Source organism: Helicobacter sp. MIT 11-5569 (assembly GCF_000765695.2).
In the GTDB taxonomy this organism is placed as follows: domain Bacteria; phylum Campylobacterota; class Campylobacteria; order Campylobacterales; family Helicobacteraceae; genus Helicobacter_D.
The window spans coordinates 86,375-99,049 of sequence record NZ_JRPB02000006.1 but is presented as its reverse complement, the minus strand read 5'-3'; the positions used below and the strand labels follow the sequence as shown (position 1 = coordinate 99,049).

Sequence of the window (12,675 nt, the reverse complement as noted above, 5' to 3'; positions counted from 1 at the left end):
AGACATCTAGCATATTATTTAACACATTTTTTAATTCTACAAGTTGTGGATTATGAGGATTCTCTATAATTCTTGCAGTTAAATTACCTTCTTCTACTGTTTTTGCTGTTTTTGCAGATTGGGTAATAGCTGTTTCATCTTGCTTTAAGCCTTGTTGTGTAATCTCAATATTTTGATTAATCGCTAATGCCATTTTTCCAATCTCATCTTCTGCTTTTGGGCGGACAAGATGTGGAGGAGTTTTTGTTTCGTGGTTGAGGAATCTAAAGAAATCATTGAGTAGATGAGAGACGACATTTAATCTTGCGATAACTGCACTTTTGATATAAAAAAATATAATAGAAAGAATCACTAAAATAGAAAGAATGACACCCATTATAATGGTTGTTTGCAAAGAATATACGGGCTCCATAATAGATTTTAAGGGAGCGACTAACAATACCGTCCAATTTGCTAAATCATTATAAATCCTAAAAGAAGATAATCCAACCAATGCTTTTTCTTTTGCTTTTTCTTTACCAACTATTAAATATTCATAAACACCATTTTTATGATTAATAGAGGCATTAATAATTGATTCTGTGAAAACATTTGCACTTATTTCAGACATGTTTTTAGACAAAAAACTTGCATTTGGATGCACAGCAATATTTGCAGATTCTGTCATAACAAAACGATAATCTCTATTGAAAACACTCAAAGAAGAATCCTGTAACCAAGTTCCAATCCTTTCCATATCCAAAATGATTCCAATAACTCCAACAATAGCACCTTGCTGGTTTTTAATAGGAAAATTCATTCTAACTGCTAAAATTTCTTTTTTTCCATCAATGTTTTCAAAAGTTGGTTCTCCTATTGTTGGCTTGCCTGTTTGTAAAGCCTTTTGCACACTTCCAAAATTTAAAATTTTTTCTGTGGCTTGAACTTTATAAATTCCTCCTGCATTACTAATATCACCATCACCCCTAATCATCAAAAAATGTCCATTTGGGAGACGGTTTTCTGCGCGAATCGCATTGACATTAGAAAGATAGAGATACAAAAAACTTGCATTTTGATCCATATCTAAAGCATGGTTTAAAACATTATCTAAAGTTCCTCCATGATGCATATTGTCTGCATATTTTAGTGTTTCTTCAATGACATTTCCTAATGCATCTAAACTCATAAAACTCTGATTAAACTTACCTTGAACAAGATTGCTCATTCTTAAGGCAACATTTTGAAGCAATTTATGCGCTTCTTTTTCTTGGATAGATGCACTTGAAGAAACTATAACATAAGTCATAATTCCCATACAAACCACAATAACAAAAGACAACAACAAAGAAATTCTTGTGCCTAATTTTAGATTTTTTAACATTATTTTACTCCCTATTTCGTGTTTTTAAATTTTCAGAAAAATAAAAATTTAATTGTCTCTAAAATTACATAAGAAAAAAATAAAATTAATAATACATATTGTATAATTTTACTAAATTTATTTTAAGGATTGTAATGCAAACAAACAAATTGCGCGTATTCTCTGGCATACAACCCACGGGAAATATCCACTTAGGAAACTACTTAGGTGCTGTGAAAAATTGGGTTGAACGTCAAGATTCCTATGAAAATGTTTTTTGTGTAGTAAATTCCCATGCAATCACACTTCCTCAAAATCCAAAAATTTTAAAAGAAAAAACTTATGATTTGTGCGCAATGCTACTTGCTTGTGGAATCAATCCTAAAAAATCCACACTCTTTATCCAATCTAAAGTGCAAGAACACACTTCTTTGGCTTGGCTACTCACTTGTATCACGCCAATGGGTGATTTAAGTCGAATGACGCAGTTTAAAGACAAAAGCCAAAAGAATCCTAAAAGCATTTTTGCTGGACTTTTTAATTATCCAAACCTTATGAGCGCGGATATTTTACTCTATAAAAGCAATCTTGTGCCTGTTGGTGAAGACCAAAAGCAGCATATTGAGCTAGCGCGTGATACTGCGATTCGCTTCAATCGTGATTTTGGAGAAACTTTTGTCGTGCCAGAACCTTTGATTATGCAAGAAGGAGCGCGCATTATGGGGCTAGATGACCCGACTAAAAAAATGAGCAAAAGCTCAAGCGATAAACCAAATCATTCTATCGCACTCATTGATACACCTGATAGGATTGTCAAAAAGATTAAAAAAGCCACAACAGATAGCGAGGGGATTATCGCTTTTCATAAAGAGCGTGCGGGAGTTTATAATTTGCTAACTATTTATCAATGTTTTACGAAGCAAACGCAAGAGGAAATAGAATCGGAATTTGCTGGGCTTGGTTATGGCAAACTCAAAGAAAGGGTGGCAGAAGCTGTGATTGAGGGATTACGCCCTATTAGGGAATCTTATGAAAAACTCATTTTAGAGCAAGACTATTTACACAAAATCCTAGATGTTGGCGCGCAAACTGCACAAAAAATCGCAACTGCGACTTACACAGAAGCCAAAGAAAAAATGGGGTTAATCTAGCTTGCAAATCTTCATCGCTGGAAGCCACACTGATGTTGGCAAAACAACAATAAGTGCCGCACTTTGCTATGCTTTTGGGCTAGAATATTTTAAGCTTGTGCAAGCAGGAATCCCGATGGATTGTGAGAGGATTAAAAAACTCTCTCCAAATACTTTCACGCACCCAAATGGAATCACATTAAAAACCCCAGCAAGCCCGCATATTGCAATGCAAAAAGAACAAAAATCCTACAAAGGCTTAGAGATTCCACTTCCTAACTCTAAATCTTTGCTAGTTGAAAGCGCAGGAGGACTTTTTACTCCACTTGATATGGAATCTTGCATGATTGACTATCTAGAGCATTCTAAGCTTCCTTGTTTGCTTGTCGGTGGATATTATTTAGGAGGGATTAATCATATTTTGCTAAGTGTTGCGGCACTAAAGGCACGCGAGATTCCGCTTCTAGGCATTGTGATTTCTAAAACGCAAAATGCCCAAATGGATACTTTCATACAACATTACACACAAGCAAAAATCGCTCATTTCCCTAACTTTAGCGATTCTAAAAACTTTCAAACCCTTGCTTTAGATTTGAAAAAAGAATTAGAAACTCTAAAGATTTTTTAGTTTGTAAAATATTATAATTTTACAAGTTTAATTCCAACACTTAAAAATGGAGTGTGTAAAATGGCATCAAAGATTGATTATGAAAAATATGCAAATATGAGTGAAAAGCAGTTGTTAAATTCACTGCTATTAGCAAAAAAAAGTGAAGCCAAATTAAAAGCAGACTTTGAAATAAAGCTTAAAAACAAAAATGCACTAATCAGATTCTTAAAAGCTAAACTAAAAGAGAAACTTGACCTCCCAAAATATGATTTTATCCCTTTAGAGCAAAGCCAAAGCTATAAGAGCTATAAAAAGGGGTTTGAAAAAATGAGTGCAAGTGAAAAAGCAGAGCTAAAAGCGGAAGTAGAATCCGAAATAAATAGGGATTATAGCGATGAGCTATGAGATTTTCATTGAAAAAAAGGTGGGTAAGTTTTTAAAAAATATTGAAAAGAAACAAAAAAGACAGAGCGAAAAGATACTTTTTTTCTTGCATAATATCCTAAAAAATTCCTCTGACCCTTGCTCCTTGCCAAATGCTAAAAAATTACAAGGCTTTATGGATAATCGCTATCGTTGGAGATTGGGGGATTATCGCATTATTGGCAGAATTGAAAACAACGCATTCAAAATAATCCAAATTATCAAAATCACAAAAAGAGATGATAGCACTTACAGGGGCTTATGATAAGCCAAATTTCAAGGTTTAATTTAAAAGAAACTTACAGAAAATAAAAAGAATGCGTAATGGCGAGCGGCTTTTCTGATAAAGAGATTTTTTAAGACACAAAACGCTACAATAGCGCAAAAATTTATCAAAAATATTTATGCAAAGGCACGCTTATGAAATTTAAACTCGCACACGCACCTTATATTGGAAATAAAATCGCTTTAGACTTATCCACTTGCGGTTTTGTGAGTATTTTGCACGGACTTGAAAGCATTGCGCAAGTTGCAGAAAAATATATCACTCAAGATATTCAAGAAGAAGCGCGCATTGAGGACAAAGCTAGAGATTTGCTAGAGGAAAATTTAGAAGAAATCGAGTTTATGCAAGCAGATGAACACCAACTTTTTTGGCGTATTAAACAAAAGCTTGCAGAAAATGAAAATTTTATTTTAAGATTTGAAGACCGCTACAACAATCTTTCTCATAAGATTTTAAATGAACTTTTTGAAGAGGATTTAATCGACTCTGCAACTTCTGAAACACGCATTATTAATGTGATTTTTAAAGCAATTAATAGCTATTCAAAAGCATATAATGAGATTGAAGATATTGTGCAAGAGCGGATTGCAAACTACAAGCGTAAAATCATTTTTGGAAGTGAAGAATATGATTTAATCTTTGATAAACTCTATCAAGAAGAGCTTAAAAAGAAAGGATTTTTATAATGCAAACTCCTTTAAAAGACGCGTGGATTTACCTTGCAAATGGAATGTTTTTTAAGGCAAAAAGCTTTGGCGCAGAAACTACAAGTGTTGGGGAGCTTGTTTTTAACACTTCTTTAACAGGCTATCAAGAAATCACCACAGACCCAAGCTATGCAGGGCAATTTATCTGTTTTACAATGCCAGAGATTGGAATCGTAGGAACAAATTTACAAGATATGGAAAGTCGTGGAATCTTTGCAAAAGGGATTCTATGTCGCCATTATAATGAAAAATATTCAAACTTTCGTGCTGTTGAGAGTTTAAGTGCTTTTCTAAAAAACTTTGGCGCAATGGGAATTTGTGAGATTGACACGCGTTTTTTGACCAAAACACTGCGTCAAGAAGGTGCAATGATGATGGTTGCTTCTACTGAAATTTCAGACAAAGACGAACTAAAAACGATTTTAGAAAAAAGTGCGAAGATTGAAGAGATAGATTATATTAAAGAAGTTAGCACAAAAGCATCTTACAAGCACACATTTGGGAATTTTGACTTCTCGACTATGGATTATACGACACCTAACACACGCCAAAAAATCATCGCTATTGACTTTGGTATTAAACGCAGTATTTTAAACCAACTTGTAAGTGCAGGTTTTAATGTGGAGGTGATTCCACATAATTTTGATGCACAAAGTTTAATTGCGCGTTTCAAAGCTAGGGATTTTGATGGAATCTTTTTATCAAATGGTCCAGGGGATCCGCAAATTTTAACACAAGAAATTGCAGGCATTAAAGCTTTAATTGAAGCTAGGATTCCACTTTTTGCGATTTGCTTAGGACACCAACTGCTTTCTTTGGCGCAAGGTTATCCCACCTACAAACTTAAATTTGGACATCACGGCGGAAATCACCCTGTTAAAAATCTTTTAACTAATCAGGTTGAAATCACTGCGCAAAACCATAATTATTCTGTGCCAGAATCTATTGCTGAAATTGCTGAAATTACACATAGAAATCTTTTTGACAATACGATTGAAGGTGTGCGTTACAAAAATACACTCATTTGTTCTTTTCAACATCACCCAGAAGCAGGACCAGGACCTTTAGAATCTAGCGCACTTTTTCAGGAGTTTTCTAAACTTTTAGATGCAGCAAAACATTAACCATCAATGCAACCCTTAGAATCCCAAGTTTTAGCGCAGTTAGAATCCTTAAAAAAAGATTCTAACACCCGCAGTTTATTTCTCCAAAAACATCATGGAACGACACTTATTATACAAGATTCTGCATTATTAAATCTTGCAAGCAATGATTATTTAGGTTTATCTAGCGATAAAGACTTCAACCAACGCTTTTTAGATTCCACACTTTTTAAAGAGCATTGCTATTTTAGCTCCTCTTCTTCGCGCCTACTTAGTGGAAATTTTGAAATTTATACGCTTTTGGAATCGCATTTAAAAACACTTTTTGGCAAGGAATCTTTACTCTTTAATAGTGGATACCACGCAAATATTGGTGCAATTAGCGCATTAAGCGCGCTAAATGTTTTGTTTGTCGCTGATAAATCAATTCACGCAAGCCATATTGATGGGCTAAAAGGCTTCAAGACGCCTAATTTTAAGCGTTTTTCTCATAATGATATGGAATCTTTAAAGAAAATTTTAGAACAAAATGTAGAATGTTACGATTCTATCATTATTCTAAGTGAAGGGCTTTTTAGTATGGAGGGAGATTTCACTCCTTTACTTGATTTAATCGCGCTAAAAAAGTCTTATCCTAATGTCTATTTATATATTGATGAAGCACATAGTATAGGCAGTTTTGGCAAAAATGGTTTAGGATTATGCGCGAATTTAGGTGTATTAAAAGATATTGATTTTCTTATCCTGACTTTTGGCAAAGCCCTATCATCAATGGGGGCTTGTGTATTATGCAATACAATCTTTAAAGACTATTTCATCAACACAGCGCGCGCTCTTATCTACTCCACTGCTTTACCCCCTATTAATATAGCGCGCACTTTATTTGTATTTTTAGAGCTTTCAAAACTAGAAGAAAAAAGAGAAGTTTTAGCGACACTTTGTAATAGCTTCAAAACAAGCTTGCAAGAAAATTTGGATTTAGAAATTTTGGGCGATTATAATATCATTAGTTTAGTTTTAGGGCAAAATGCAAAAGCGATACATTTTTCCAAATCACTTGCAAAGGAAGGTTATTTTGCCCCCGCTATCAAAACACCAAGCGTTCCAAAAAACAAAGCTCTTTTGCGTTTTTCACTGACTGCAAATTTAGAATCTAAACCCCTAGAAAACCTAGTAAAAATCCTCCAAAAGATAACCTATGCAACTCCATAAATCCTTAGATAACACCGATGAAATTTTTTTAATTTTTGGGGGCTTTGCTTCGCACCCTAGCCATTTTGCTCCTTTTTTTAAAAACCATATTCTTTTATACAATTACACGCATTTAGACTTTAGCACTCTTTTAGATTCTTTAAACACATTGCCCAAAAATTCCAAAATCACGCTTATTGCTTTTTCTATGGGAGTTTTTATCGCTCGCTTATTTTTATCTCTCCATGCTTTCAAGCCCCATAAAGCTATTGCTATTAATGGCACAGAATACGGAATCCACAAAGACTATGGGATTCCACTAACTCTTTTTAAACATACGCAAAAACATTTTACAAATCATAGCAATGTGGCATTAGAACAATTTAAAAGCAATTTATTTGAAGAGCATTTGACAAAAACAAAAGATTTTGTCTTTTTAGATTCCAACATTTTGTGTGATGAGCTTACTTTTTTTATAGAAACCTGCTCTGCGCACAATAGTTTTTCATCTCCCATTTCTTGGGATTTTGCATACATTTCGACAAGGGATTTAATCTTTAGCCCAAAAGCCCAACGCACATTTTGGCAAAACCAAACAAAAATTTTAGAACTTGATGCACCCCATTTTGCATTTTTTGATTGGAAATTTTAATGCACATTCAAAAAGATTATCTCAAGCAAAAATTTCAAAATTCCAAAGAAACATACACAAAATGCGCAATCTTGCAACAAACAATGCAAGATATTTTATGGAATCTTTTGCAAGAACACAAAGAAAGTTTAGGAGAAGTTTTGGAGCTTGGAATTGGCAATGGAATCTTAAGCCAAAAAATCATTAAACATTATAAACCTACGCGTTATATTGGTATAGATTTGGTCAATTTTGCACTAGAGAATATAGAATTTATCCAAGCAGATTTTGAGATGATTGAACACATCAAAGCTTTAAAAGAAAAAAAGTTTGACCTAATCCTTTCTAATGCTGCGCTTCAATGGAGTAATCAGAGAGTTTTACTGCCAAAACTTAGTGCGTTTTTAAAAGAAAATGGAATCTTGCTTTTTAGCACCTTTGGGAGTGATAATTTTAAAGAACTCAAAACTTTATTTGGCTTAAGTCTTGATTATTTAGAGTTACAAGAATATCCCCATCTTTTAAGTGATTTTAAAATTTTAAATTCCTTTGAGCACACGCAAACTCTACATTTTAATAATCCACTAAGCGTCTTTAAGCACCTAAAAGTAACCGGAGTTAATGCGCTTAAACCAAATTTCACACTTACAAAGGCGCATTTAAATGCTTATACAGAACAATTCCAAAACCACCTAACCTATCATATGTTATTTTTGCTCGCCCAAAAATCCTAAACATACGCTAATTTCTTCATCTAAAAAATACACATTTGTATAGCCGCTATTGACTAAATCATTTCCTAGCAATGAAACCGTATGCCCACTATAACAATTAAAAAGAATCTTTTTATCTGGATTGTCTTTTAGGAGTATTTGTAGCTCATCTTGTGTTGTAATATTTAACGCTCCTTTTAGATGTCCTTCCATAAAATCAAGAGGCATTCTAATATCTACCAATATCCACTCATTAGAATCAATAATCTTTCCTAAATCCTCTTTAAAAATCGCTTTTGCTAAGCTTTGATGATTTTTTCCGTAAGTTTGCATAGATTTTCCTTGTGATTAAAATTTGGTAATTTTAATCAATTTTATTTAAAACAACTCTATTGTTTCTAGGATTATTAAGGCTATTTTTTAAACATTTTATGTATAAATCAACAACATTTAGCATTATAAGGAGAAATAATGCAACAAACAATTTATTTAGCTGGCGGATGTTTTTGGGGAGTGCAAGGGTATTTTGATTTACTCAATGGTGTAATTTACTCACAAGTTGGCTATGCAAATTCTAAAATAGAATCGCCTAATTATCACCAAGTTTGTAGTGGCACAACAGAAGCAGCAGAAGCAGTGGAGATTGTTTTTGATTCCAATATTTTAGCTCTTGAGACATTATTAAAACGTTTCTTTAGTATCATTGACCCATTTGCGCTAAATTATCAAGGTAATGATATTGGCACACAATACAGAAGCGGAATCTATACAAAAGACACAAAAATACTAGCAGAGATTCAAGATTTTATAGAATCCTTACAAAAACAATTTTCTCAAAAAATTGTTACAGAAGTTTGTCTGTTAGAAAATTTCTATTCTGCAGAATCCTATCATCAAAAATACTTAGAAAAAAACCCTAATGGATATTGTCATATTGACTTAAATGCAGCATTAAGGGAGCTAGATTAGAATTTGTGCTTTTGCTTCAAGCCTTTTTCAAATTTCTTGCGCTTGACGATAGAGAGCTTATCGACAAATAAAACTCCATTTAAATGGTCAATTTCATGCTGAAAAGCAACCGCTAAATAATCTTGTGCGGTAATCTCGTGCTTTTTGCCGAAGCGGTCTTGATAAACTACCTTGACCCTAGAATAACGTTTGATGTCTTCATAAAACTCCGGAACACTCAAACACCCCTCACTAAAAATAATCTCACCATCTTTTTCTATAATCTCCGGATTAATCACTTCTAGCAAGTCTTCTTTGTGTTGATTACCTTCTTCATCTGGAATACAAATCAAAAGTGCTCTAATAGGCTTTGCTACTTGAATTGCGGAGATTCCAACTCCATTTTTAACCAACATAACTTCATACATTCCATCTAATAGCGTATGCAACTCTTCATCAAAGACTTCTACGGGTTTAGAAATTTGGCGCAATAAGGGATTAGGATAAGTGATAACCTCTAACACTTAATTTTCCCCATACACCACAAAGGAGATATTGCTATTTGATGCTTTTTTTAGGGCTTCAAGAGCATTTTTGATAATATCTTTTGCTTTAGAAAACTCATTAATTTCGACAATTCCAGTGCAAACACTTAATGGAATCTCTTCATCACCTACAATAATGTTTATTCCAATTACTTTTTCAATGAGACGATTTGCAAAACGTTTTGCTGCATCTTTATCACTATGGCTTAGCAGGATTCCAAAAACTCCTGCTTCATAATAAGCTACAATATCACTTCTATTAGCAACTTTTTGTAAAGTTTTTGACAAAGACCGATTAATCACTGTTGCTGTTTTGTCAGAATTTATCCGACCTTGTAGGCTTTTTGACATTCTAATAAGCAAAAGAGAAGATTTGTATCCGTCCATATTTACGGTAGCTGCTTCATCAAGCACGCGTTTTTCTAAAAAGCGTTTATTATAGATTCCATAAACGCTATCACAAATGATTTCATTGCTAATTCCCTCAATTGAAGCAAGTGTTCTATCATGCATTGTCTTAACATCTTGGAGTTGATGATCTACCACTTCCCCTAACTTATCAAGCTCTTTTTGAAACACAGAAATAATATTTTGCAAGGCAATCGCATTATTTGTTGTTTCGACTTCTTTTTCATGTTTTTTTAAAATACTTTGTAAAAGCCTAAGATTTTTTACTAATGCTCCTACTTGGCTCAAAGTGCCACTCATATTACTTTGCACTTTTAGCACTTTAGATTCTAAAATTGCTTGTTTTTCTGCTGGTCGTTGGTCGATTTCTACATATTGAGAAGCACTATCTTTAAACTCTTGTGATTTATTCTCTAATAATTTTTCAAAATAGATTCTATAATTATAAGGTGTTGGCAAAACTCCATTTGCATTTAATTCTTGGACAACTTGCAAACCATATTCTTCTAAACTATTAGCGTCTTTTGATTCGGATTTTGAGGAGATTTCAGCAGGAGAGTCTGCAGATTGCGTGGGAGTATCCATACCACCAAAAGATGAAAAAGAATCCGCGTTTGGGTCTTCAGCGCCACCTGTCTCAAAACTTTGCAATCCTTCAAACGAACCAAAATCATCTTTCATCACGCACCCCTTATTTCAAACTTTTTTCTAAAACACTATCAATCAACCCGTATTCTTGTGCTTCCTTTGCACTTAGATAAAAGTCTCTATCAGTATCTTTTGCAATCTTCTCTAATGGCTGGTTTGTATTACCAGCCAAAATTGCATTTAGACTTGCCTTTAAGCGCAAAATTTCTTTTGCTTGGATTTCGATTTCTGTCGCTTGCCCTTGTGCTCCACCTAATGGTTGATGAATCATAATGCGTGAGTTAGGCAAAGAATACCGCTTGCCTTTTGTTCCACAGCTTAATAAAAATGCACCCATACTTGCTGCTTGACCAATACAAATTGTGCTAATATCAGGCTTAACATAATTCATCGTATCATAAATGCTTAACCCGCTAGTTACCACGCCACCCGGAGAATTGATATACAAATAAATATCCTTCTCAGGGTCCTCTGCTTCTAAAAATAATAGTTGTGCAACAATAGATGCTGCTAAACCATCATCAATTTGCCCACTTAATAAAATGATTCTATCTTTTAAAAGCCTAGAGTAAATATCATACGCGCGCTCACCGCGCCCGGTTTTCTCTATAACTGTTGGCACATAATACGCCATATTACGCCTTTTTATCTAAAAGCACTGTAAGAACTTTATCTTCAAGCATTGCCATTTTAACTGCTGGAATTAGATTGTTATTTTTATAATATTCAAACATTGCTTTTGGGTCTTGACGCATTGCCATAGCTTCATAATAAATTGTATTAATCACTTCATTATCAGGAACTACAATATTATCACGTTTTGCAATCGCATCAATCAATAAAGTTACACGCACACTTTTTTGTGCATTTTCTCTTTGTTCTTCACGTTTTGCTTTAATAGCATCTTTATCTTTTGCCAATTTTTCTTGCTCTTCTTTAGATAATGCCATAAGCGCATTTCTAAATAGTAAATCCATTTCTTGTTCTACAATAGACTTTGGCAAATCAAATGAAATTTTTGCATTAAGATTATCGACAAGTTTTTCTTTTAAGACATTATTATAAACTTCATGCTTTTTCTCATCTTTAAGTTGTTCTTTGACTTTTGATTTTAAGCTATCTACGCTTGCATCTTTGTCATCTGGGAATAATGTCTTTGCAAAATTATCATCAATTTCAATCTTGCCTTTTGTTTGAATCTCAAGCAGTTTAACTTTGAACACTGCAGGTTTTCCAGCCAAATTTTGTGCTTGATAATTCTCTGGAAAAGTTACATTAATTTCTTTTTCTTCCCCTCTTTTCATTCCAATAAGCTGCTCTTCAAAACCTTCAATGAAAGATTTGCTACCAATTTTTAGCAAATAATTCTCTGCTTTCCCGCCTTCAAATGCTTTACCATCAATAAAGCCTTCAAAATCAATCTTAGCATACTCGCCATCTTTTAATTTACGCCTACCATCTTCAATCTTAACCAATGGTGCTCTAGCACTTGCAATCTCTTCTAAACGCTCTTCAACATCAGCGTCTTTTACTTCTGGAATCTTAACTTCTGGAATACAAGCATCTACATTATCAAGTTTAATCATTGGTGCTAAACTTAATTCAACCTCTAGCTCAATCCCTTTATCTTTTTTCTCAAATTTAACAATACGTGGGTCGCCAAGCAACATAAATGCCTCAACATTTAATTCTTTTAGAATATCTTGCAATAAATCTTGCACGCACTCCCTTTGCGCATCTTCTTCTAATTGCTTTCCATAGCGTTGCTTGATTGCTGCAGCTGGAACTTTACCTTTGCGGAATCCATCAATTTTAAGATTCTTGCTAGCTGCCTTTGTAATTTTATCTAGCTTTTTGTTTAACGCATCAACTGGAATCGTAGCCTGTGCTGTTGCATTTGCGCTATCTACTTTGCTAACCTTTAGACTTACATTCATTCTCTCTATGCTCCAAAATTAAAATTAAGTAATTGTCGATTTTAGCAAAACTT

At 33.9% G+C, this 12,675-nt stretch carries 16 protein-coding genes; 10 read left to right on the top strand and 6 right to left on the bottom strand.

Translation table 11 applies throughout. The annotated features are described in order from the left end of the window. Positions 1 to 1,363 (bottom strand): PDC sensor domain-containing protein (locus tag LS70_RS06595; RefSeq protein ID WP_138109392.1); only part of this gene is annotated, 1,363 nt, incomplete at its 3' end. Between the two features lie 134 nt (positions 1,364 to 1,497). Here LS70_RS06595 and trpS point away from each other — a divergent pair. The 9 genes from trpS (at position 1,498) to LS70_RS06550 (ending at position 8,157) form a co-directional block, all read left to right on the top strand. After that, a complete protein-coding gene (gene trpS, locus LS70_RS06590) occupies positions 1,498 to 2,493 on the top strand; it encodes a tryptophan--tRNA ligase (RefSeq protein ID WP_034290980.1) in 996 nt (331 codons plus the stop codon). A gap of 1 nt (position 2,494) precedes the next feature. Continuing rightward, the gene (gene bioD / locus LS70_RS06585) at positions 2,495 to 3,100 is read left to right on the top strand and encodes a dethiobiotin synthase (RefSeq protein WP_034290978.1); all 606 of its coding nucleotides are present in this window, start codon (positions 2,495 to 2,497) and stop codon (positions 3,098 to 3,100) included. A 60-nt stretch (positions 3,101 to 3,160) separates the two neighbouring features. Beyond that, positions 3,161 to 3,487, top strand: a complete 327-nt coding sequence (locus LS70_RS06580) for a hypothetical protein (protein WP_034290977.1) — start codon at positions 3,161 to 3,163, stop codon at positions 3,485 to 3,487. Then, positions 3,477 to 3,770, top strand: coding sequence for a type II toxin-antitoxin system RelE family toxin (locus tag LS70_RS06575; RefSeq protein ID WP_034290975.1), 294 nt, complete (start codon positions 3,477 to 3,479; stop codon positions 3,768 to 3,770). Before LS70_RS06580 ends, LS70_RS06575 begins: the two co-directional genes overlap by 11 nt. Positions 3,771 to 3,925: 155 nt before the next feature. Next, on the top strand, positions 3,926 to 4,477 hold the full coding sequence (locus LS70_RS06570; protein WP_034290973.1) for a DUF507 family protein: 552 nt from the start codon (positions 3,926 to 3,928) through the stop codon (positions 4,475 to 4,477). Then, the gene (gene carA, locus LS70_RS06565; RefSeq protein WP_034290971.1) at positions 4,477 to 5,622 is read left to right on the top strand and encodes a glutamine-hydrolyzing carbamoyl-phosphate synthase small subunit; all 1,146 of its coding nucleotides are present in this window, start codon (positions 4,477 to 4,479) and stop codon (positions 5,620 to 5,622) included. Before LS70_RS06570 ends, carA begins: the two co-directional genes overlap by 1 nt. A gap of 6 nt (positions 5,623 to 5,628) precedes the next feature. Beyond that, positions 5,629 to 6,813, top strand: coding sequence for an aminotransferase class I/II-fold pyridoxal phosphate-dependent enzyme (locus tag LS70_RS06560; protein ID WP_034290969.1), 1,185 nt, complete (start codon positions 5,629 to 5,631; stop codon positions 6,811 to 6,813). Further along, positions 6,800 to 7,444 (top strand): pimeloyl-ACP methyl esterase BioG family protein, encoded by a 645-nt coding sequence (locus LS70_RS06555; protein WP_034290967.1) that lies wholly within the window; start codon positions 6,800 to 6,802, stop codon positions 7,442 to 7,444. The genes LS70_RS06560 and LS70_RS06555 overlap by 14 nt, the downstream gene beginning before the upstream one ends. Next, positions 7,444 to 8,157 (top strand): methyltransferase domain-containing protein, encoded by a 714-nt coding sequence (locus tag LS70_RS06550; RefSeq protein ID WP_052083442.1) that lies wholly within the window; start codon positions 7,444 to 7,446, stop codon positions 8,155 to 8,157. The genes LS70_RS06555 and LS70_RS06550 overlap by 1 nt, the downstream gene beginning before the upstream one ends. On the opposite strand, the gene LS70_RS06545 is transcribed toward LS70_RS06550, so the two are convergent. Further along, entirely contained in the window at positions 8,131 to 8,469 is a 339-nt protein-coding gene (locus LS70_RS06545; RefSeq protein WP_034290965.1) for a rhodanese-like domain-containing protein, read from the bottom strand. The two genes, LS70_RS06550 and LS70_RS06545, sit on opposite strands and share 27 nt — an antisense overlap. 138 nt (positions 8,470 to 8,607) lie before the next feature. Between LS70_RS06545 and msrA the strand changes: the two genes are divergently transcribed. Beyond that, positions 8,608 to 9,105: a peptide-methionine (S)-S-oxide reductase MsrA gene (gene msrA / locus LS70_RS06540; protein WP_034290962.1), complete on the top strand. Its 498-nt coding sequence runs from the start codon at positions 8,608 to 8,610 to the stop codon at positions 9,103 to 9,105. Here the strand turns inward: msrA and def are convergent. The 4 genes from def to tig are packed head-to-tail and all read right to left on the bottom strand — an operon-like array spanning position 9,102 to position 12,622. Then, a complete protein-coding gene (gene def, locus LS70_RS06535; protein WP_034290959.1) occupies positions 9,102 to 9,608 on the bottom strand; it encodes a peptide deformylase in 507 nt (168 codons plus the stop codon). The genes msrA and def overlap by 4 nt on opposite strands. Next, the gene (locus LS70_RS06530; protein ID WP_034290956.1) at positions 9,609 to 10,718 is read right to left on the bottom strand and encodes a diguanylate cyclase domain-containing protein; all 1,110 of its coding nucleotides are present in this window, start codon (positions 10,716 to 10,718) and stop codon (positions 9,609 to 9,611) included. A gap of 10 nt (positions 10,719 to 10,728) precedes the next feature. Then, complete coding sequence (clpP, locus tag LS70_RS06525; RefSeq protein ID WP_034290953.1) at positions 10,729 to 11,319, bottom strand: ATP-dependent Clp endopeptidase proteolytic subunit ClpP; 591 nt, start codon at positions 11,317 to 11,319, stop codon at positions 10,729 to 10,731. Position 11,320: 1 nt separating this feature from the next. Further along, positions 11,321 to 12,622, bottom strand: a complete 1,302-nt coding sequence (gene tig, locus LS70_RS06520) for a trigger factor (RefSeq protein WP_034290950.1) — start codon at positions 12,620 to 12,622, stop codon at positions 11,321 to 11,323. Between the last annotated feature and the right edge of the window lie 53 nt (positions 12,623 to 12,675).

What these genes read in the sequence shown, in the direction of transcription:
- carA (WP_034290971.1), top strand. Translation starts at nt 4,477, where the DNA reads ATGCAAACTCCTTTAAAAGACGCGTGGATTTACCTTGCAAATGGAATG.
- LS70_RS06530 (WP_034290956.1), bottom strand. Translation starts at nt 10,718, where the DNA reads ATGAAAGATGATTTTGGTTCGTTTGAAGGATTGCAAAGTTTTGAGACA.
- LS70_RS06580 (WP_034290977.1), top strand. Translation starts at nt 3,161, where the DNA reads ATGGCATCAAAGATTGATTATGAAAAATATGCAAATATGAGTGAAAAG.
- LS70_RS06570 (WP_034290973.1), top strand. Translation starts at nt 3,926, where the DNA reads ATGAAATTTAAACTCGCACACGCACCTTATATTGGAAATAAAATCGCT.
- msrA (WP_034290962.1), top strand. Translation starts at nt 8,608, where the DNA reads ATGCAACAAACAATTTATTTAGCTGGCGGATGTTTTTGGGGAGTGCAA.
- LS70_RS06545 (WP_034290965.1), bottom strand. Translation starts at nt 8,469, where the DNA reads ATGCAAACTTACGGAAAAAATCATCAAAGCTTAGCAAAAGCGATTTTT.
- LS70_RS06550 (WP_052083442.1), top strand. Translation starts at nt 7,444, where the DNA reads ATGCACATTCAAAAAGATTATCTCAAGCAAAAATTTCAAAATTCCAAA.
- LS70_RS06560 (WP_034290969.1), top strand. Translation starts at nt 5,629, where the DNA reads ATGCAACCCTTAGAATCCCAAGTTTTAGCGCAGTTAGAATCCTTAAAA.
- trpS (WP_034290980.1), top strand. Translation starts at nt 1,498, where the DNA reads ATGCAAACAAACAAATTGCGCGTATTCTCTGGCATACAACCCACGGGA.
- LS70_RS06575 (WP_034290975.1), top strand. Translation starts at nt 3,477, where the DNA reads ATGAGCTATGAGATTTTCATTGAAAAAAAGGTGGGTAAGTTTTTAAAA.
- tig (WP_034290950.1), bottom strand. Translation starts at nt 12,622, where the DNA reads ATGAATGTAAGTCTAAAGGTTAGCAAAGTAGATAGCGCAAATGCAACA.
- LS70_RS06555 (WP_034290967.1), top strand. Translation starts at nt 6,800, where the DNA reads ATGCAACTCCATAAATCCTTAGATAACACCGATGAAATTTTTTTAATT.
- clpP (WP_034290953.1), bottom strand. Translation starts at nt 11,319, where the DNA reads ATGGCGTATTATGTGCCAACAGTTATAGAGAAAACCGGGCGCGGTGAG.